Origin of the sequence: Nonomuraea solani, assembly GCF_900108335.1 — a bacterium.
In the GTDB taxonomy this organism is placed as follows: Bacteria; Actinomycetota; Actinomycetes; order Streptosporangiales; family Streptosporangiaceae; genus Nonomuraea; species Nonomuraea solani.
The window spans coordinates 1-19,907 of sequence record NZ_FNVT01000047.1 but is presented as its reverse complement, the minus strand read 5'-3'; the positions used below and the strand labels follow the sequence as shown (position 1 = coordinate 19,907).

13 protein-coding genes and 2 pseudogenes are annotated in these 19,907 nt (G+C 66.4%); 5 read left to right on the top strand and 10 right to left on the bottom strand.

All coding sequences use genetic code 11. The features are described 5' to 3' along the window. Positions 1-2 precede the first annotated feature (2 nt). Both C4V41_RS59265 and C4V41_RS59260 read left to right on the top strand, forming a co-directional pair. Positions 3-3,929, top strand: a complete 3,927-nt coding sequence (locus C4V41_RS59265) for a ThuA domain-containing protein (RefSeq protein WP_200825028.1) — start codon at positions 3-5, stop codon at positions 3,927-3,929. Between the two features lie 71 nt (positions 3,930-4,000). Continuing rightward, positions 4,001-5,635, top strand: a complete 1,635-nt coding sequence (locus C4V41_RS59260) for an OmpL47-type beta-barrel domain-containing protein (RefSeq protein WP_103964815.1) — start codon at positions 4,001-4,003, stop codon at positions 5,633-5,635. A gap of 84 nt (positions 5,636-5,719) precedes the next feature. On the opposite strand, the gene C4V41_RS59255 is transcribed toward C4V41_RS59260, so the two are convergent. From C4V41_RS59255 to C4V41_RS59225, 7 genes and pseudogenes are all read right to left on the bottom strand, one after another. Further along, positions 5,720-5,959 carry a hypothetical protein gene (locus tag C4V41_RS59255; protein WP_160150788.1) on the bottom strand — a complete coding sequence of 80 codons (240 nt, stop codon included), beginning with the start codon at positions 5,957-5,959 and terminating at the stop codon, positions 5,720-5,722. A 136-nt stretch (positions 5,960-6,095) separates the two neighbouring features. After that, positions 6,096-6,968 carry a recombinase family protein gene (locus C4V41_RS59250; RefSeq protein ID WP_235031090.1) on the bottom strand — a complete coding sequence of 291 codons (873 nt, stop codon included), beginning with the start codon at positions 6,966-6,968 and terminating at the stop codon, positions 6,096-6,098. Positions 6,969-7,379: 411 nt separating this feature from the next. Next, a complete protein-coding gene (locus tag C4V41_RS59245) occupies positions 7,380-9,254 on the bottom strand; it encodes a hypothetical protein (RefSeq protein WP_103964813.1) in 1,875 nt (624 codons plus the stop codon). 320 nt (positions 9,255-9,574) lie between these two features. Beyond that, on the bottom strand, positions 9,575-9,745 hold the full coding sequence (locus C4V41_RS62620) for a hypothetical protein (RefSeq protein WP_160150787.1): 171 nt from the start codon (positions 9,743-9,745) through the stop codon (positions 9,575-9,577). Between the two features lie 940 nt (positions 9,746-10,685). After that, positions 10,686-12,845, bottom strand: a complete 2,160-nt coding sequence (locus tag C4V41_RS66485; RefSeq protein WP_146104262.1) for an AAA family ATPase — start codon at positions 12,843-12,845, stop codon at positions 10,686-10,688. A 16-nt stretch (positions 12,846-12,861) separates the two neighbouring features. Then, positions 12,862-13,059, bottom strand: a pseudogene (locus C4V41_RS66480) (helix-turn-helix domain-containing protein); the annotation flags it as partial. 79 nt (positions 13,060-13,138) lie between these two features. Beyond that, on the bottom strand, positions 13,139-13,852 hold the full coding sequence (locus tag C4V41_RS59225) for a recombinase family protein (RefSeq protein WP_456093872.1): 714 nt from the start codon (positions 13,850-13,852) through the stop codon (positions 13,139-13,141). Positions 13,853-14,002: 150 nt separating this feature from the next. Here C4V41_RS59225 and C4V41_RS59220 point away from each other — a divergent pair, with 150 nt between their 5' ends. Beyond that, positions 14,003-15,205 carry a DUF6042 family protein gene (locus C4V41_RS59220; protein ID WP_103964812.1) on the top strand — a complete coding sequence of 401 codons (1,203 nt, stop codon included), beginning with the start codon at positions 14,003-14,005 and terminating at the stop codon, positions 15,203-15,205. A 303-nt stretch (positions 15,206-15,508) separates the two neighbouring features. Here the strand turns inward: C4V41_RS59220 and C4V41_RS59215 are convergent, their stop codons facing one another. Then, entirely contained in the window at positions 15,509-16,078 is a 570-nt protein-coding gene (locus C4V41_RS59215; protein ID WP_103964811.1) for a TetR/AcrR family transcriptional regulator, read from the bottom strand. A gap of 116 nt (positions 16,079-16,194) precedes the next feature. Here C4V41_RS59215 and C4V41_RS63780 point away from each other — a divergent pair, with 116 nt between their 5' ends. Both C4V41_RS63780 and C4V41_RS59205 read left to right on the top strand, forming a co-directional pair. After that, on the top strand, positions 16,195-16,380 hold the full coding sequence (locus C4V41_RS63780) for an SDR family NAD(P)-dependent oxidoreductase (RefSeq protein ID WP_200825027.1): 186 nt from the start codon (positions 16,195-16,197) through the stop codon (positions 16,378-16,380). Between the two features lie 29 nt (positions 16,381-16,409). Further along, positions 16,410-17,414 carry an NADP-dependent oxidoreductase gene (locus tag C4V41_RS59205; protein ID WP_103964810.1) on the top strand — a complete coding sequence of 335 codons (1,005 nt, stop codon included), beginning with the start codon at positions 16,410-16,412 and terminating at the stop codon, positions 17,412-17,414. A gap of 289 nt (positions 17,415-17,703) precedes the next feature. On the opposite strand, the pseudogene C4V41_RS59200 reads toward C4V41_RS59205, so the two are convergent. Further along, a pseudogene (locus C4V41_RS59200) lies at positions 17,704-19,158 on the bottom strand (transposase). 242 nt (positions 19,159-19,400) lie between these two features. Beyond that, the coding region (locus C4V41_RS59195; RefSeq protein ID WP_200825026.1) for a transposase at positions 19,401-19,907 on the bottom strand (507 nt) is incomplete at its 5' end.

Genomic DNA, 19,907 nt, shown 5'->3' with positions numbered 1-19,907 from the left:
CGATGTCGAGTGCCGTCCTGGTGCTCGGACTGGGGACCCCGACCGCCGTGCCGGCCCAGGCACAGGCCCCTGCCCCGGCCGCCAAGAAGCCCGCCGTCAACGTGCTGGTCTTCAGCGGTCAGGCCGCGCAGCAGGACGACCCGGTGCGGGCGGCCGTGACGGCGATCAGGGAACTGAGCAAGACGAACGGGTTCTCCGTTGAGGAGGCCCAGGATCCGGCGGTCTTCACCGCCGACAACCTGGCGCGATTCCGCGGCGTGGTGTTCCTGTCCGCCAAGGGCGTGAGCCTGGACGAAGCGCAGCTCGCCGCCTTCCAGGCGTACATCAGGGACGGTGGCGGGTTCGTCGGCATCCGAGACGCCGCCCGCGCGCAGGCGGACTCGGCCTGGTTCACCGAACTGATCGGCACCCGTCCCGTCGGCGCCCTCCCCATCGCGGAGAAGGTGACGGAGACTGCGGCGAGCGCGGAGAACCCGCCCAACGAGACCAAGGACAAGGTTTTCGACGGGGACAACGACACCAAGTGGCTGGCCCGGACGCCGACCGCGTGGGTGCAGGGCAAGCTGGACAAGCCCGTCGCGGTGGCGCACTACGCGCTGACGTCGGCCAACGACTTCGCCGGCCGGGACCCGAAGGACTGGACCCTCCAGGGCTCGCAGAACGGGACGACCTGGACGGATCTCGACAAGCGTAGCGGGGAGACCTTCCCGCAGCGGTTCCAGAGCAAGGAATACAAGTTCGAGAACACCACGGCGTACCAGTACTACCGGCTCAATGTCACCGCGAACAGCGGTGAGCCCCTGACCCAGCTCGCCGAGCTGCGGCTGTTCGGGCCCGACTCCGCGCCTCCCTCCGCGCCGAAAGAGCAGAAGGCCGTCGTGGACGTCCTCGACCGCCGGCATCCGGCGAACGAAGGGCTTCCGCTCACCCTGTCGCGGACCGACAAGTGGCTGAGCTGGAACCCCAATCCGGTGGGCAAGGTCCACACGATCGCGCAGGTCGAGGAGTGGACCTACAACCCGAGCATGAACGGCAACGGCCCGTTCCATCCGGTCTCCTGGTGCCGTGACTACGACGGTGGCCGGTCCTTCTACACCGGCATGGGCGGCACCGCGGCGAGCTATACCAGCGACAAGCAGTTTCGCACGCACCTCGCCGGCGCCATTCGGTGGGCGGCCGGCATCGTCCGGGGCGACTGCCAGGCGACCATCGCGGCCAACTACACCATGGAACGGCTGACCGCGCCGAACACGCAGGGCCAGCTCGACCAGATCGGTGAGCCGCACGGCCTGACCATCGCGCCGAACGGCAAGGTGTTCTACATCGGCAAGGCAGCCTGCGCCACCGGTCCGATCCCCGACTGGAACGACCCGAAGGTGGGCCTCGGCTGCGGCACCATCCACCAGTGGGACCCGAGGACCAAGCAGGTCAAGCTGCTGACCACGCTGCCCGTCATGGGCAACCGCGGCAGCGGCGACGAACTGGTCAAGAACGAGGAGGGCCTGGTCGGCATCACCCTCGACCCGGACTTCGCGGAGAACGGCTGGATCTACGCGTACTGGATGCCGCACGCGTCGATCGACCGGAACAGGCGCATCGGCAAGCGGACGGTCTCCCGATTCGACTACGACTCGCGTACCCAGACGATCGACCAGAGCAGCCGCAAGGACCTCCTGCAGTGGGACACCCAGATCCATAGCTGCTGCCACGCGGGCGGAGGCATGACCTTCGACGAGGACGGCAACCTCTACATCGGCTCCGGTGACAGCAACTCCTCCGGCGGATCCGGCGGTTACTCCGGGAACAACTGGACCCAGGACTACAAGGGCACCTCGTTCCAGGACGCCCGCCGTACCTCCGGCAACACCAACGACCTCAACGGCAAGATCCTCCGCATCCACCCGGAGCCCGACGGCACCTACACGATCCCCGAGGGCAACCTGTTCACCGGCGAGGAAGAGGGCGGCGGCAAGACCCGCGCGGAGATCTGGGTGATGGGCGTCCGCAACATCGCGCGGCTGCAGTGGGACAAGGAGAACGACTGGATCACGGCCGGCTGGGTCGGTCCCGACGCCGGCGGCCCGAGCGAGACGTGGGGACCGGCGAAGTACGAGACCGTGACGGTTCTCACCTCCGCCGGCAACCAGGGCTGGCCGTACTGCATGGGCGACAACCAGCCCTACCGCGACCGCAGCAACAGCGACGCCACCCAGCCCGCCGAGTGGTACGACTGCGACAACCTGAAGAACACCTCGCCCCGCAACACCGGCCTCGTCGACATCCCCCCGGCGCGCGACAACATGATCTGGTACTCGCCGCAGGGCGGCGGCCCGGTCTACCCGAAGCGGCAGGACGGCAGCGGTCTCCCGACGTACAAGCAGGGCGAGGAGACCTTCACCATGCCCTATCTCAAGGGCGGCGGCCAGGCGGTCATGTCGGGCCCGACCTACCACCGCTCCCAGACCGACACCGGCAGCGGAGTCGCGTGGCCGGAGTACTGGGACAACAAGTGGTTCATCGGTGACGAGGCCAACGGCAACAACCGCATCGCCGTGACCGTCAACCCGGAGACCGCCAGGGACGCGGGCCGGCCGGCGTTCGCCGAGGACCTGCGGAACATCATCCCGGGCGGCACCGCCGCCAACCAGATCCAGTCGTGGATGGACGCGAAGTTCGGTCCCGACGGCGCGCTCTACCTGCTCGACTACGGCAACGGCTTCTTCAGCCTGCACGCGAACCAGAAGCTGGTCCGCGTCACCTACAAGGGCGGCCCGAAGACGCCGGACCCGGACGCCGCCGTGGCGCGTCCCGCCCGGCAGAACGCCGAGCCCAGGACGATGATGTTCTCCAGCGCCAAGGCCGGCGGCGTGGCGTGGGAGTGGAACTTCGGCGACGGCAGCGCGCCGTCGAAGCAGGCCGCCCCGACGCACACCTATGCCACCTTCGGCACCTACCAGGCGACGCTGAAGGTCACCTACGCCGACGGCGAGCAGGCCACCGGGAAGATCGCTGTCACGGTCGGCTGCGCCGCGCCCGACGCCCGGCCAACGGTGCGGTTGCTCGACGCCTTCACCGGCGTGCGCAACAAGGCGGCCGGCGGCGGCTGCACGATCAACGACCTGATCGACGACGAGCGCGACTGGGAGAACCACGACCAGTTCGTCCAGCACCTCGACACCGTCGTGAAGCAGCTCCTCCAGGACGGCGTCATCACCGCCCAGGAGGCGGAGGCGCTGCGCACTGCCGGCGCCGAGTCGGAGGTCGGGCGGGTGAGCGGGTACCAGCCCATCTTCGACGGCACGGCATCGTCGCTGCTGGGCTGGAGCCAGGCCCCGTCCGGGCGGTTCGCTCTCCAACCGGACGGTACGATCCGCAGCTCCGGCGGTCTGGGCATGCTGTGGTACTCCGACAAGGCGTACGCGGACTTCTCGGTCCGGCTGCAGTTCCGTGACAGCTCGCCCGACCCGCATCGCGCCAACAGCGGCGTCTTCGTCCGGTTCCCGGACCCGAGGACCCCGCTGGAGCAGCGGCCCGCCGGAAGCTGCGGCACGGTCGGCGCGGCGCGCACGTCACCCGCGTGGGTCGCGATCTTCTGTGGCCACGAGATCCAGATCTACGACGGCGACACCGGCGAGCCGCAGAAGACGGGCTCCGTCTACAACTTCGCGCCCAACGGCCTGAACCGCGCCGGGGCGACCCCGAAGGGCCAGTGGAACGACTACGAGGTCCGAGCGGTCGGCCAGCACTACACGATCATCCGCAACGGCACGGTGATCAGCGAGTTCGACAACACGCCGGGGAAGGCGTCGTCCCGCGCCGGTGACCCGCCCACAGACCTGCGCCAGTTCATCAGCGGGTTCGTCGGGCTGCAGAACCACGGCAACAACGACGTGATCGACTTCCGCAACATCCGCGTGCGCGAACTCTAGGCCGGGTGCCGGGCCGGGGAGCGTTCCCCGCGCCCGGCACTCCACCCCAGCTCGGAAAGGTGCATCGACACATGCATGCCAGATCTCTCCCCTCCCTCGTGATCAGAGCCTTACGGCAGGCGTCCGGAGCGGTGACGGCGCCGCGCCTCGCCGTGGTGCTGCTCGCCCTGGCGCTTCCCGCGCTCTTCCTGTCGTCGGTCAAGGCCGCCGTGCAGCCCCGTACGCAGCTCACCGCCACGCAGGCGGCGGACCAGGTACTCACCTGGACCGCCGACGACAGCATGACCGCGTACAAGTCGGCGCCGGAATCGGCGACGGCGGGCCCCGCCACCATCGTCTTCGAGAACAGCGCGGCCACCGGCAACACCACCGGCATGACCCACACGCTGACGTTCGACACCTCCACCCCCGGCTACAACCACGACGTCAGCCTCAACATCATCGCCAGCCCCTTCGACTCCAACGGCGGCCGGCACATCGCCCAGGTGAACCTCACCCCCGGCAAGTACCGCTACACCTGCGTGATCCCCGGTCACGGCCAGATGACCGGCGAACTCGTCGTCACCGAAGGCGGCGGCGAGGACACGACCGCACCGCAGGTCTCCGCGCAGGTGGCGGGCGACCAGGACGCGGCCGGCAACTACGTGGGCGCGGCGACGGTGACGGTCACGGCGAGCGACACCGAGTCCGGGGTGGACACCGTGGAGTACTCGCTCGACGGCGGGGAGTTCGCGGCCTACTCGGCCCCGGTGTCGGTCAACCAGGTGGGGGCGCACACGGTGAGCTTCCGGGCCACCGACAAGGTGGGCAACACCTCGCCGGTGGGCTCGGTGGAGTTCACGGTGGTGGCTCCGCAGGAGGAGGACACCACGCCGCCCGAGGTCACCGGGAAGGTGACCGGTGACCAGGACGCGGCCGGCAACTACGTGGGCGCGGCGACGGTGACGGTCACGGCGAGCGACGCCGGCTCCGGGGTGGACACCGTGGAGTACTCGCTCGACGGCCAGCCGTTCGCGGCGTACACGCAACCGCTGACGGTCAACCAGCCCGGCGCGCACACGGTGACCTTCCGGGCCACCGACAAGGCGGGCAACACCTCGCCCGTGGACTCGGTGACGTTCACGGTGAAGGCCTCGCAGGAGGAGGACACCACCCCTCCGCAGGTCTCGGCGCAGCTGTCGGGCCGGCAGGACTCGGCGGGCAACTACGTCGGCTCGGCGACCGTGATGATCTCGGTGAGCGACACCGAGTCGGGGGTCGCCACGGTGGAGTACTCGCTCGACGGCGGGCCCTACACCGAGTACCCGTCCCCCGTGTCGGTCAACCAGGCGGGCGCGCACACCCTGTCGTACCGGGCCACCGACAAGGCCGGCAACACCTCGCCGGTGGCAACGCTGAGGTTCACCGTGGTGGCTCCGGAGAACGACACCACGCTGCCGCAGGTCTCGGCCGCGATCACCGGCACCCAGGACTGGGCCTGGAACTACGTCGGCTCGGCGACGGTGAAGCTGACGGCGAGCGACGTCGGCTCCGGGCTGGACACCGTGGAGTACTCGCTCGACGGCCAGCCGTTCGCGGCGTACACGCAACCGCTGACGGTCAACCAGCCCGGCGCGCACACCCTGTCGTACCGGGCCACCGACAAGGCCGGGAACATGTCGGTGGGCACGGCCAAGTTCATGATCGTGGAAGCCGGCGGCAAGTAGCGCCCGCCGCCGGGCAGGGGAGACGGGCCCCCGAGCGGCCGGTTCGTCAGCCGATGAGCGGCCTCCGTCCAAGTACGGGGCCGCTCACGCATCAGGCCGCCCGAAAGCCGTCACCAACGCCTCGTCCACGTGCACGACGAGCACCTCGACCGGGCGCAGCTCGGCGATCCGGTCGGCGAGGCTCCCCCAGGGCGTGGCCCCGCCCTGGGGCTGCGGCTGCGGCTGCGGCTGCGGCTGCGGCGAGAGGATCAGCACCCGGTCGCAGCCCCGCGCAAGGTCGGCGTTGCTGAGGGAGGGCAGGCCCGCGCCTGCCGACAATTCCATCCATGCAGGTCAAACGGCATGTGCAGCGTCGCGAAACACCAGCCGCCGTGCTCGCCGGGGTACCCGGGGCAGACGGCGAAAATCCAACGGATATAGCTCTGACCTGCGGTTACGAGGTAGTGGGTCAATGATCGGCCTACTGTGAGGCCGTGGTGGCGTGTTCGTCGTGGTCGCGGAGCATGCGCATGACGGTGGCGGGCGAGGGTCGTTTGCCCTTCTTGGCGCCTTGGGTGATGAGGAGTTGGCTGGCGATGTCGCGCAGGCTTTGTCCTTGGTCGCGTAGGTGCAGGGCCATGGACAGCATGGCGGGGTCGGTGACGGTGGCGCCGCCGATATTCTTGCCGCGGTTGCGGGCGGACTCGTGGCCGTCGAGGGTCTTGTCGCGGATGTATTCGCGTTCCATCCCTGACAGGGCGGCCAGGACGGTGAACACGATGCCGCCGGGGTCGTGGCTGCCTTGGAGTTCGCCGGTGAGGAACTCCAGGCCGATGTCGCCGACGCGCAGCCGTTCGGCGAGCTCAGCGAGTTCGAGGCCGCGGCCGAGGCGTTTGTGCTCGTGGGCCACGAGGGTGACGCTGACGCCGGAGGCGCGCAGGTCTGCGGCGTGCGCGATGGCGCGTTCGAGTTCGGGCCGGGTGGTGATGCGGGTGGAGACCTTCTCGGAGAAGATGCGGGGCACCCCGGCTGCTTTGAGTGCGTCAAGCTGGGTGTCCAGGGACTGGCGGGCTGTGGAGGCGCGGGCGTAGCCGATCCGGGCGTGACCGGTCGGGGCGGTGGCCGCCGGTGGCGCGGGCAGTTCGGTCCAGGCGGTGCCCGGCCGGCGCAGCGCGGGGATCGGCACGCTCAGCGCCTTCGCGAGCGCGGGCACGAGCCGGAAGCGGGCGGTGTGGTACTGGATCGCCACCCGGTTCTTGGTCGTCCGGCACGGCGATCCGGCCGGGGCGCCGCACGTTGACATCGGGCAGGCGAAGGCCTCCACGCGCAGGAAGGCGTCCTCGGTGTCGCTCACCCAGGAATCGTTTCATGGGTTGGTTCAAAGGTTTAGCAGATTTGAAACACGCTGTGAAACGATTTCCGTGCCGGACGCACCTGTGTGACCTTGAGCGTTCGGTGACGGTGAACTTTCAGCGCTATTTGGCGTTGGTCACGGTATGCCGATGACGAGGGACTCGCGAGCGGTCTCCACGACTTCCTTGATAATCGTGCGCAGGGCGGTTTTGCCTACGCCGGGTGTTCGCGGCGATCCGCCGCGATCCAAAGGACAGAGCTGTGCATCTGGGCTGTCCAGCGCAAGTACAACGTATGCCTTCGTTTCATGGGCAGGCGCTGGCCTCGATGCTGCCGAGCCGTACATGCCGCTGCCGCTCCGGCAGCCTCTGCGGCGCTCGCCGCGACCGACCCCGACTTCGCGGCGAAACGTCTATGCGTCCGGTGAGGGATACAACGGTGCGTGGTGCAGCGGCCGGATCGTTCCTCCCGGGCCGAACCGAAAGCCCAGGGCCCATCTGCTGAGGTCGGCGGTGGGCTCGTCCGCGTCCTTCGAAAGTTCTGTCAGGAGCCGATGAGAGAGATCTTCCTCCGCGCCTATCTGTGGCTGGGCAGTAACGACAAGCAGATAGGCAGTGGCGCGCAACACCGGCACGTAGGAAGGACTGTGGCGGTGTTTGCTCTTGTGGACGATTTCCTGCAGCATTCTTTCAAGCCGATGGCGAATGTCCCTAGCCTCAGCCTCGGCGCCTGTGGCCCCAAAACAGTCACCCACGGCGAACAGCGCCGCGTGCAGCTCGGAGGTTTGCGGCTTGGACACCAGGTCCTCTTTCTCCAATCTCTCCAGTTCATAATAAGCCTTTATGCAGGCGTCCTTGAGGATCCGGGACACGCTAGAGTCACGAACATTAAGGAAACCAAGAGCGAAGAGGGCACGGCAGCGGAGCCAGGATTCGCTGTCCTTATGTATAAGGACCGTCTCTAAAGCGCGGGCTACCGGAGTGGCCCATCCACCGGCGCTTAAGGTGTCGATGGCTTCTCTCCGGTGGACTCCTTGATTCTGGAGCAGAGCGTGCTCCACCAAGGTGATGGTGTCCGGCAGGATGGCGAGAGGTATCCGCTCGGCGGCATTCTGGAGTTCCAAGGCGGTGTCGCGAACGACTATGCGACACGGTGCCTCGCCCTCTGGCCATGCATTACAGACGCCTACGCCGGTGGTGAGCAGAGACCGCAGTGTGGCGGCCACCCAAAGGGGCCCGGCGCTGGCTCCGGGCTTTTTAGCCTCGTCGGTGAAGCTGCTGATCAGAACTTCCAGACGCTCTTTGACTGGGGCGGGGTCGCGGCCCTCACGGAGCGCGCGTTCCCAGGCCCCGAGCGCTGCGGTGCCGCGCTCACGCAGGGATGCGTCCGTGTTCTCCGCCCGGTTCAAGAGGGCCGCACCTGCCCAATCCAAACCACGTGTATGGGAGGGCGACCATGCCTTCGGGACGTTGAGTGCTAGCTCCAGGTCCAGGCTTCGGGCTGGATACAGGGATCGTTCCCGAAGATCCTCGGCATCCTCGATAAGTACCTGTACCCAGTCTTTTAATCCCGCAGGCTGCAGGCCCAGGCTTTTGCTGATCCGTACGGTCTTGGAGACCGCGCGCCATGCCCTAAAGCCCAAGGGCTTGGTCCGGATGGCTCGCTCCAGGCCGGTCCTCAATCCTGTATCGGCGAGATCGAATGCATAAGCTCCGAGGCTGCCGAGAAGTACCAGGGCGTCGATATTGCGCGGGGTCGGCGGCGAACCCCCAATGATGATGAGACGATCGACGAGCTTTCTGATCTCCTCGCGATAGCGGCTAACGATCTCTGTCATGTCCACCTGCGCCTGGCCTGGACGTGACTGCAAAGCCATGAACAGCGACAGTACACCTGATGCCTGAATGAGGACCGCGAACTCGTCCTCTGCGTGGCTCTTGAGCAGTTCCTTGGTCCAAGGCGCAGGAATCTGCGCGCTCAAGCCGGCGGCGTCTTCCAACCCGCGCAGACGCACGGCCAACGACGCCAATCCACCAGGCCGATCCATCTCCGGCTTAAGAGCGATGATGATGGTATCCAGCTTCTTGGCATATTCGACTGTGAGCTTCTGGATTTTCTTCGTGATTGCAGCGCGATCTTGCCCAGTAATTTCGGCGATGCGCGTCTGCTTAGAACCGATCTTCGCCAACTGAGCCTGAGCCGCATAACGCAGAAGCTGATCAGCGTTCGCGATATTAGTGATCTTTCCCTGCCGCGACGGAGAGTCGCGGCGGCCTTCGGCACCCATGACGCGAGTGTAGATGTTCCAGTGCCGCCATCAAAGAGATCAATTGAACATCGTTGGGAGCTGCGTTGAAGTCGGATGTCGAATTTGTTGCTTCTACTTCAACGGAACGCGAAGAACGCATCAACGCAAGGCCCTGACCAGGAGATTTGTGTCTCACGGCCCCCGTTTTGCTGTTGACTCCAGTCGGCTGCTCGCTAGGCTGGGCAAACCACCAGAATTCATCTGGAACAGATAAGCGGTGGCTATTTCGACCTAGATCGCAATAGCCACCGCCGGAGAGACGGGACGCGTCCGATCTGCACTCGGACGCGTTCCAAGCATCACCAATGACCACCGGTCACTTCATCACCAGAAAGGCTCTTGATGATGTCCTCTAAACTCCAAGGTAGCGCAGCCGCCAGTGGATATCCACACTTCAGGATGCGTATTAAGGCTTCTTCGACCAGCGACTCCACCTCGATCAGACTCAACCCATCCGATACACCGAGCATCCTGGACAAGATCTCCCGGCCACTACTTCAGACCTGGGTGATCCTGCAGTCGATGTGGCTGCTGTCAGGTCTGCTCTGGCCCGAGCACGGCACTTTCATGGTCTACGCCTCCTTGACGCCAAGCGCGCTGCTGGGGTGGTACGCCAGTCAACGCAAGTTCCTGCGGACTCCCACGATCGTCGGATTAGTGACCGCCGGGGCGACCTATCTGTATGCCACCGAACTGGGCCTACCACAGGCCAGCACTCTGGCCACAGCGGACGCTTTCCACAAGCTCCTGGTGAGTTCGGCGATGGCCGGCATCCTGATCGTCCTGCAGTTGTGGCAATGGATCTGCGCGCTGTACAGCGCGTGGGTGAAAAACCTCGCGCGCAGGCTCGTGGGGCAACTTCCCGACACCCATGTTCGGCCTCGCACACGCTGGGCTGGAAAACACCGCCCCCCAGCGAAGCGTCCTCGCCCGCGCCACCAAGTGACAAGAACCAGGCCCGAAGATAATCGACCCGCCAAACGACAAGGAGTGCATCATGGCTCTTCCCCCCGCCCATGGAGACGTCGGTGATCGTCAGGTATTGGGAACCCTCTCAGTGTCCTGTTGTGAGTTGTGGCAGATCATCAGGCGACTCGATCGGGTCAGTACAAGCCCTTCTTCCACTCTGGGGCCGCAGTTGAACCAATTGACCCAGCGACTCGCAGACACCATGGAAGACATGCTCAGGCTGGAGGAACTGCTTAAGCTCAGGTCCGTCCCCCATCAGCAGCACCTGTAAGGAAGGCCGGGTCGCCACGCTTAATTGGGCGTGGCGACCTGTTCTGTTGGAGAAACCGTGCAGTCGAGCGGCTGAGCCTGGGGGTTCTCCCGCGCAGGCCATGGGGTTGGAACGATCTGGAGTGAGTGTGTGTCGGATAATCGAACGGTTTTCGAACGGAAAAGCCCTGACTACAGGGAGCCGATGACGAGGGATTCGCGGGCGGTTTCGACGACTTCTTTGGTGATGGTGTGAAGGTCGTTGATCTCTAGGATGCGGCTGATCTGGGCGAAGAGGCGTTGGAGAAGCCGGAAGTTGCCGGTGGTGATGCGGTGTACGGCGGCGATGGCTTCGGCGTCGGTGAAGTCGTCGGCCGACAGCGGTAGTCCGAGGACGGCCCAGTGGCGTTGCAGGACGAAGGTGAGTTCGTCGGTGGACAGTGGCCGGTATTCGTGAACGAATCCGATACGGCTGTAGAGCTGGGGGTAGCGGGCGAGGCGCTTTTCGATGCCTGGCATGCCGATGAGGATCATGCCGAGGCGGCTGCGGTCGTAGTGGTCACGCAGTTGTTCCAAGCACGCGGTCTTGAGCCGGTCGGCTTCGTCAACGATGAGTAGTTCCGCGAAGGGGGTGAGTGCGTGCAGGCTGGTGAAGGTGCGCCGATCGTAGGGGTCGGGAGCACGCAGCGTGCCGAAGGTCGTGCTCATGCTGGTGAGCTCTTTGTCGATCAGGCGGGGGGTGGCGCTGACGGTCGGGGTGTAGAGCAGGGTGTGCCAGTCGTGGCGGTCCTGGCCTTCCCCGTCTCGAGCGCAAGATCCACGCAGGAAAGGCGCCACTTCGTGCCAGTGGGCGTAGCGGCGGGCCGACAGTGTCTTGCCCACTCCTGGCGGGCCGTAGCACAGGCCGATGTATTGGTCGCGGCGTACGGCGTCGGCGAACTCGGTGAAGCGGCGGTGTTCCTTAGTGACGATGAAGTCGATCTCGTCGATGGGGGCGTCGGGGCCTGACAGTTGCGGGCTGGGCAGGGCCTTTTCGATCAAGGCCGCTTGTTCCTGGAAGTGTTCAGATTCGGTGTCGCCCCAGATCACGGTCACTCCTCTCGGTACCGCTTGAGCCGCGGTTGTGCCGCCTCCTGGGCCGGTGCCGGGGCGGTGGCAGGGAGGCCAGGAGCGGCGGCGGGTTGATGAGCCTCGATCAGCCGGTCGACGATGCTGGTCCGCTCGGTGATTGGGAGCGCAGTTCACGGCGGCGCGCGGTACGGGCGGCGGTGATCTCTTTGAGGCTGACGGTGCGGTCGGCCAGCTCGGGGCAGATGGCCCGGCACAGGTAGCGGTCGTGGTGAAAGACGCGGATCTCGGCCATGTCGCGGGGGTCGTAGCGGATGACGACGTCCTCGCCGACGTAAGCGGCCAGCACAGGGTCGAGGTAGCGCAGCGCCTGGAAGTGAATACCGTCGGGGTGGACCTTTCGGGGCTTGGCCACGGTGAGCACAGCAGGTCCAGCTGATCGAGGGAGTCGGGCATGCGAGGGATGAACGCGCCGTCCTCCCAGCGCTGTTGCGGTGGCGTACCGGTCTCGCTGTGCGGGGTGACGTTGTACACCTCGCGGACGAAGGTGCTAATCGCGTTGTCCAGTTCGGCCAGGCTGAGCTGGGCCTGGCCGGCGCGGTCGCGGGTGCTGCGGGGCGCGTGGCCGGGCAGGGCGGGGAGGCACATCTGGTTGAAGGTGGAGAAGATCCGTTCTATCTTGCCGCGGCCGCGCGGCTGACCGGGCAGGGAGAAGTAGGCCCGGATGCGCAGGTCGGCCATGACCTGTTCCAGGTGGGCCGAGGTGAAGTCGGAGCCGTGGTCGACGTGGAAGGCGTCCGGGATGCCGCACACGTGCCAGTCCGGCTCGCTCTTGCGCCAGATCGCCTGCCGGAAGGCCAGGGCGGTGGTCAGCGCCGATGGGGCGCCGAGGTTGACCGCGTAGCCGGCGATGGCCCGGGAATGGTCGTCTTCGATGACGGTGAGCCACGGCCGGGCTGGTTTACCGGACGGGGCGATCACCCACAGGTCGAGCTGAGTGTGGTCAGCCAGCCAGATCTGGTTGGGCCGCTCGGCCTCGCGCCGGTACACCAGGTCATACAGCTCCTGGTAACGGCGCACCCCTTGCTGGGCCAGCACCGTCAGGGCCGGGTCCAGGCTGCGGACGATGGCGTACACCGTGGCGTAGCTCGGTACCGGCCAGTCCTGTTCGGCGGCGACCGTGGCGACTTGGCGGTGGATGGTGGCGATGCTCGGCGCCGGACGCTGCAGCGCCAGTCCTTCGATCAGCATCTGCAGCGCGCGGGAGGCGCCGGGTGCCGGCATCACACCGGGGTCGGCGGGCCAGCCCGGCCAGGCCGTCCCGGCGGTAGTCGGCCAGCCATCGCTGCAGCGTGCGATACGGCTGTCCGGCGTGCGCGGCCACCCGGGCCAAGGGCACGCCGTCGTCCAGATGCGCGCGCAGGATCCGGTAGCGCTCCAGCGCCTGCTCGCGATGGGCGCCGCCCAATTCGGCCAGCGACGGCCGTGGTGGGTCCATCTCTTCACCGTCGCGCCGCAGGCCGGACTCGTACAGCCCTCTTTTCGGAAGTCGGCGGACGGGACGGTGGGATCAGCGTCTACTGGCCGCTCGGCAGTTGGCCCTGGCTCGCGGGCTCGGCCAGGGTAGGTGGGTCGCCGGTGGTGAGCTCGGGCACGTATTTATAGATGGTGGAGCGGCTGACGCCGAGCAGCCGGGCGATGCTGGAGACGCTGTTGCCCGGATGGGTGAGCAGGTCGCGGGCGTGGCGAATCTGCTCGGATGTCATTGCCGGGGGGCGGCCCAGGCGCTGGCCGCGGGCGCGGGCGGCATCCAGGCCCTCGCGGGTGCCTTCGACGATGAGTTCGCGGATGAACTCCGCGAGCGCGGCGAAGACGTGGAAGACCAGCCGGCCGCCGGGGGTGGTGGTGTCCAGGGCCTCGTGCAGGGAGCGGAAGCCGATGCCGCGCTTGCGCAGGCCGGCGACGATCGAGATGAGGTCTTGCAGCGAGCGGCCGAGCCGGTCGAGGGAGGGCACCACGAGGGTGTCGCCTTCACGGAGGTAGTCCAGCGCTTTCCAGAGTTCTTCGCGTTCGGCGTTCTTGCCGGATTTCTTGTCGGAGAAGATCCGCATGCACCCGGCCGCCTTGAGCGCGGTGAGCTGGCGGTCGAGAAGTTGGCCGGCGGTGGAGACCCGGGCGTAGCCGATGAGGGCACCGGAGGCGTTGGCGGGTTCGGCGGCCAACGGATCATCAACGGCAAGATCATTGGCGGGGGTGCCGGCGTTCCCGGCGGCGGTCGGGGTGATCGTCACTGCGTCATTGTATGAGAAACGGTCCCGCGAAGATTGTTGGACACTCGAACTTTTCGACACGTTTTTTGGACACTCCAGCGGCGTTGATCATGACATCGAAGCCGCTTTGGTGATCTTGTCGAGAAACGTTCGATTCTCGACAAGATCACGATGCGGATCGAGACCAACGCGAACACTTTCACCGGCCGGCCATTTGACCGTTACGGTCAATGCGTGAGGATCATCGCCGTAGAGGATCATTGGCCCGAGTACGGGACGATCGTCGTCAGGGACACTCATGGCGTCGATCCGGCATCCAGATCGCGACCGGGGCTGCCCCTGCTCGACGAGCACGCGGTGGACGCGCAGCCTGGCGGTACCATCGCCAAGGCGGGCGATGGATGGTTACAGGCGTCAGCTCGCGACGCGCGCCATCACGTGCGCTTGGAGGCGCATCACGGTCCTCCCCCATTTGGCGACGTCTGGCACGACGTGGTCGAGACTCCGTACTACGCCAACACCGGTTCCGTCATGCTGACGACCGTGCTCTACGGCGAAAACTACGCAGACAGACCGCTCCGGCTCGGAGCACCGGGTATGTATCGAGTCCGGGTCTTCTGCCGCAGGACTCCGCCGGAGATTCCCGGATTCGAGGCATCGGAGGGTGACCTCTGGCGGATGCAGTTCTGGGCGGCCCCTGGGACTCCTCAGCCTCCCCGCTGGTTGGCGCGGAGCCGACCCGCCGTACAGTCCGGGCGTACTGGCTGGGAGGCGGTTCTCGGGCTGCCCTGTCAGGAGGTGCTTCACGCCGTCCAGGTCGCGGCCGCCGCCGGTGACGCCACCGAGGAACAGATCGCCGCCGCGTACCAGCCATGGTCCAGCAGCTCAGGCGACTGGAGCGGCCCTCTTGCCGAGGATCTGTCGGACTACGCCGTACAACTGGGTGTGCCCGCACCGGCCACGCGGCAGGAGTTGCTGCGGCTCTTGGTGGCGGCCGGCCTGGTGATCGCCGAAACCTCCGCCGAGGTGACCCGCTATCGTCCCTCCGCGAGCCCGCCGCCTGTTGAGGAGGTGCTGCGCCTGCCGGACGAGCAAGTGACCATGATCCGGCGCCAGGACGCGTTCCACCGTTACACCTCGTTCGCCGCCGACCTGGCCGCCGTGGCGATGTGGAGCCCGGGTTGCACCGTCTCGGCAACGCTGGAGGAGCTCTCCCACCAGCTCCTGGCGACGGAAGAGGAGATTCACGGGGCGATCCGTTACGGCACCGAACGGGCCCTCTTCAGCACCTCCGGAGACGAAGGCATGTTCACGGCGATGCCACGTCTCCCGCCGCCACCCGAGGTGGGCCGCATAGCCCGAAGGCTCGAGTGAGGCGGTTCGAGGGCGGTCGCGCCATCTACCTCTGAAGCCGCACCGCCATCAAGCGCTCGAAGTCACACGCACCTGGTCGAGGTCCTCCGTCTGAGACCGGGCCGCGCCGTTTCATATCCGACCACCTATGAAACGTCGAGCTGGCACGAAACGATCTTCTCCGACCACCGGAAATGATCCTCGATCTGGAACTCAACATGGGCGACCGCATCGGCCCTCAGCAGTAGTGGACCCGCTCCTGCGAGACCACGGAACGAACTCGCGGAAGGCACGCCCGTGTCCACCGAGAGCCAGGACAAAACCTCACGTCCCAGATCGGGCGGTAGTCGTCAGGGCCGCCCTTGCGGCGGTGAGGATCTCCTCCGACAGGGGGGAGTCCTTAGTGGCGCGGGCCAGCAGGAGTGCGCCGAGCATGGTGCACAGCCGGGTAAGGCCGTCCTGGTCGTCGGTGGCCAGCCAATCGGCCAAGTCGCCGACGCCTTCGGTGTAGACGCGGTGGGCCTCGTCGTTGCCGGGTTCGCGTGCCATGTCACTGGCGAGACCAGCGACGGGGCAGCCGCCTCCGGGGTCGTCGCGGTGTTCGACGGACAGGTAGGCGTCGATCAGCGCCCGCTGGGCCTCGAGTTGCCCGGCGTGCCGTTCGAGCGCAGCCCTATGGCGCTGGGTGCGCTCGTCGAAGGCGTGGGTGGTGGCCTCGTCGATGAGCGCCTGCTTGGAGGCGAACTGCTTATAGAAACCGCCGTGAGTCAGCCCGACAGCCTTCATCAGATCGGCGACGCTGACCTGGGTGCCCTGCTCACGAAAGAGCCGGGAGGCGCTCTCCACGATTCGCTTGCGGTTCTCCAGCGCTTGCGCCCGCGATACGCGGCCCATCAGCCACCCCCATTTGGATGTTGGTTGACTTCTAACCTACACTCTGATTTAGATTTGAAACATAATCTAAATCAGATGGGTCCGTTCACACGGGCCCCGCAACGTGAGGAGCAGGCATGGAACTGAAGAACGCGGTCGCCGTGGTCACCGGAGCCAACCGGGGGCTGGGCCGCCATCTGGCCGCCCAGCTCGTCGAGCAGGGAGCGAAGGTGTACGCGACGGCGCGCCGCCCCGAGATCCTCGCCGACGAGCCCACCCGGAACGTCAAGCAGAACCTGTCCACCGTACTTAACCCGGCCTGAAGCAGCAGAGAACGAAAAGGGAGACGACGATGAAGGCCTTCATGGTCGAAAGCTACGGCGGCGAAGCCAGTGTTCAGGCCGGTGAGGTGCCGGACCCGCGGGTCGGCGTCGACGACGTCCTGATCCGGATCCACGCGGCGAGCGTCAATCCGCTCGACCTCATGATCCGGAACGGGAAGTTGAAGACGATCCTGCCCTACCGGGTCCCGTTCATCCTGGGCAACGACCTGGCCGGGGTGGTGGTCGAGGTGGGCGCGGCCGTCACCCGATTCGCGGTGGGCGATGAGGTGTACGCCCGGCCCGGCAAGGACCGGATAGGCACGTTCGCCGAACTCATCGCCGTGCACCAGGACGACGTCGCGATCAAACCGGCCACACTCACCATGGAAGAAGCCGCATCCCTCCCCCTGGTCGCCCTGACCTCCTGGCAGGTCCTGGTCGAGCGGGCACAGCTCCAACCGGGCCAGAAGATCCTCATCCACGCCGGCTCCGGCGGCCTGGGCACCATCGCCATCCAGCTCGCCAAACACCTGGGCGCGACCGTGGCCACGACCACCAGCACCGCCAACATCGACCTGGTCAAGACCCTGGGTGCGGACGTCGTCATCGACTACAAGAAGCAGGCGTTCGAGACGGTCCTGCACGACTACGACGTGGTCCTCGACTCCCTCGGCGGCGAGACCCTCACCAAGTCCTTCCAGGTGCTCAAGCCCGGCGGGAAGGTCATCAGTGTCGCGGGCCCGCCCGACGCCGCGGTCGGCAAGGAACTCGGATCCAATCTGATCATCCAGCTCGTGGTGTCCGCGCTGAGCTTCCAGACCCGCCGCCGCGCCCGCAGTCACGGCGTCAGCTACTCGTTCCTGTTCATGAAAGCCAGCGGCAACCAGCTCCGCGAACTCACCCCGCTCATCGACGCGGGCAAGATCCGGCCCGTGGTCGACACCGTCTTCCCGTTCAGGGAAACCCGGCAAGCGCTGGCCTACGTCGAGGCAGGACGCGCGAAGGCCGGCAAGGTCGTCGTCACGATGGCCTAACAAAACAACATCTACCGGACCATCGGCAACACCACCACGAATTCGTCGCCGCGGCACTGCGCTTCCTCGAATCCTGAAACCATCTCGGGTTCATCGCCCACCTCCACCTGCCCGACGTCACCGCGTACGGCGAGAACGAACCCGACGGCGGCCAGACCCTCGTGTTCACCACCGCAGACGGCTCATGGGCACGAGTCTTCCCGGACGGCGCCAGAGCCTGGAAAACCCTGGAAGCGGGGGACTGTACGGTCACTGGCTCTGGCCCACTTTCGGTGGTGACGGACGGTGGTTAGCCGAGCAGGATGCGATGGCGGAGGAGTGTGAAACCGGCTCGTCCGTACATCTGCCTCTTGATCATTTTTGTTTTGGTGTTGACGCCTTCGGTGCCGCCGTTGTGGAACGGGAGGGTGAGGGCGGCGTTCACGGCGGCTCGGTCGTAGTCCAGGCCGCGGGTGAAGGCGTGCACGTGCGGCAGGTCGACCTGACGCGCTTGTTCGATCCAGGCGGTCAGTAGCTGGTCGTTGCCCGGCTTGGGGTCGAGGAGAGCGGTGAAGTTCCGAACGAGTCCCGCGAGCATAGTCATCTCATGGCAGGCGGCGAGGGCGGCATCCAGTCGCTCGGTGTGGTGGCCCGTGAGCTTGCTCGGCTCGGTGAGGAGAAGGCCGGCCAAACGCTTGGGCGAGATCATGGGCCGATCGCATTCGACGCGGCCTTGGTTGATATACCGGTAGAGCAGGTTCTGACTTCCGGTGTAGCCGAGTTTCTTGATCTCGACGAGAAGTTGCTGGACCGGGACGGCGGGATCTTCGGCCCGGCGTCGGCGCAGATGGTCGCGGAACGGATCGACGAGCGTGGGCCGGTACTTCGGCACGCGCACCAGCCGTTCGGGTTGGCCGACCCGAGCGTAGCGTTTGACGGTGTTGAGCGCCAGGCCCAGGCGGCGGGCGCATTCCAGCAGCCCGACACCCTGGTTGAGCAGGGCGTGGACCTGCTGCCAGCGCTCGCGCGTGGTGGCGGCCCGTACCCCTTCTTTCGGCGGCGGGCCGATCTTGCCCCAACAGGAGTGCGCGGCGACCTCCTTCACCACGGCTTCGGCCAGGTTGTGCCAGACATGCCAGCGATCACCGATCTGCACCGCTTCAGGCAGGGCGTGACGGATCGCTTCGGCGTAGGCGCCACGCCTCCAAAGTGTCGGCCTGACGGTCGGCGAGCACGTCGATCCGCTCCCGCGTGATCGCGTCGATGATCACCGTGGCGTAGCGGTGCCGTTTGCGGAGAGCGAAGTCGTCCACCCCGATCACCGCCGGCACCGGACGAATCGGCAAAGGCAGGCGCAGCAACGACCGGATCGCGCTCTGCCGCGATAGCCCGACTCCCAGCACGGCCAGCAGCCGAGACGCCGCCCGCCCGGCCAACTCCCGCACCACCGCCCCCACCTGCGCGGTCAAGGCGACCGTGCGGCGCTGATACGGCTCGGCCAGGCCGGCAACGGCTCCCGGAACGTCTGCCGCTCGCACCCCACCGTCGCCCACCTCAGCCGCCGGAACCGCAGCCGCACCAGCACTCGCTGCCCACCAACCGGAAGGTCAGCCAGCTGCCGATCCACATAGCCATGCACCCGCCCGGCCGCCCCGCAGCCGGGACACGCCACCGGCACCCCGGTGGACGTGACATGCACCACGATCGCCCCGGCTCCCGCCTGAACGCTGCCAATGACCAGGCCGGCCAGTTGCGGGAACACCAGCCCCGAAAGATCCTTTACATCACGCCGGCGTCACGCTGACACAGCATCCCGAGATAGCCATGAACCGACACGAACTATCACGTTCCGTAACCACCGAAAGTGTGCCAGAGCCACTGACTGGACACACCCCCGTTTCTACTGGGACCCCTGGAAATCCCAGAGTTCAGGCGAACTGAAGGGTCTTCAAGAGAGCTTGTAACCCGTAGTGTGTAAAGCTGATCTTGCTGCTGGTCTTGGTTGTTTTACCTGATGCGGCCTGGGTATGCCTCGGCCAATTCGTTGAGGGCCTCGGTCCAGCCGTAGGTTTTGGCGCCTTCGACGAGGCGGCCAGGGTAGCCGCTGCGGGCGCTCTGGTCGGCGTTGTTGGCGGCGCGTTCCCGGGCTCGCTTGTCCTCGATGTTGATGATGGCCAGCCACAGGAGCTTGACGACGGCGTCGTCGGTCGGGAAGTGCCCGCGGGCCTTGGTGACCTTGCGCAGCTGGTAGTTCAGCGACTCGATGGTGTTGGTGGTGTAGAGCAGTTTGCGGACGCCGGGGCTGAAGGCCAGGAACGGGATCACCCGGTCCCAGGCGTTCTCCCAGACCGTCACCGTCTGCGGGTATTTCTTGCCCCACGGGCTGCTCGCGAGGTCGGCCAGGGCGTCGAAGGCGGCCTCGGCGTCGGCGGCGGTGTAGACCTTCTTCAGTTCCGCGGCCAGGGCGGCGCGGTCCTTGCGCGGCACCGGGCGCAGCGCGTTGCGGATCAGATG

Bases quoted from the DNA above. Each gene is read 5' to 3' on its own strand.
- C4V41_RS59215 (WP_103964811.1), bottom strand. From the start codon at position 16,078: ATGGGCCGCGTATCGCGGGCGCAAGCGCTGGAGAACCGCAAGCGAATC.
- C4V41_RS59255 (WP_160150788.1), bottom strand. From the start codon at position 5,959: ATGGAATTGTCGGCAGGCGCGGGCCTGCCCTCCCTCAGCAACGCCGAC.
- C4V41_RS59260 (WP_103964815.1), top strand. From the start codon at position 4,001: ATGCATGCCAGATCTCTCCCCTCCCTCGTGATCAGAGCCTTACGGCAG.
- C4V41_RS59245 (WP_103964813.1), bottom strand. From the start codon at position 9,254: ATGGGTGCCGAAGGCCGCCGCGACTCTCCGTCGCGGCAGGGAAAGATC.
- C4V41_RS59205 (WP_103964810.1), top strand. From the start codon at position 16,410: ATGAAGGCCTTCATGGTCGAAAGCTACGGCGGCGAAGCCAGTGTTCAG.
- C4V41_RS66485 (WP_146104262.1), bottom strand. From the start codon at position 12,845: ATGCCGGCACCCGGCGCCTCCCGCGCGCTGCAGATGCTGATCGAAGGA.
- C4V41_RS59220 (WP_103964812.1), top strand. From the start codon at position 14,003: ATGCGGATCGAGACCAACGCGAACACTTTCACCGGCCGGCCATTTGAC.
- C4V41_RS62620 (WP_160150787.1), bottom strand. From the start codon at position 9,745: ATGCTCGGTGTATCGGATGGGTTGAGTCTGATCGAGGTGGAGTCGCTG.
- C4V41_RS63780 (WP_200825027.1), top strand. From the start codon at position 16,195: ATGGAACTGAAGAACGCGGTCGCCGTGGTCACCGGAGCCAACCGGGGG.
- C4V41_RS59265 (WP_200825028.1), top strand. From the start codon at position 3: ATGTCGAGTGCCGTCCTGGTGCTCGGACTGGGGACCCCGACCGCCGTG.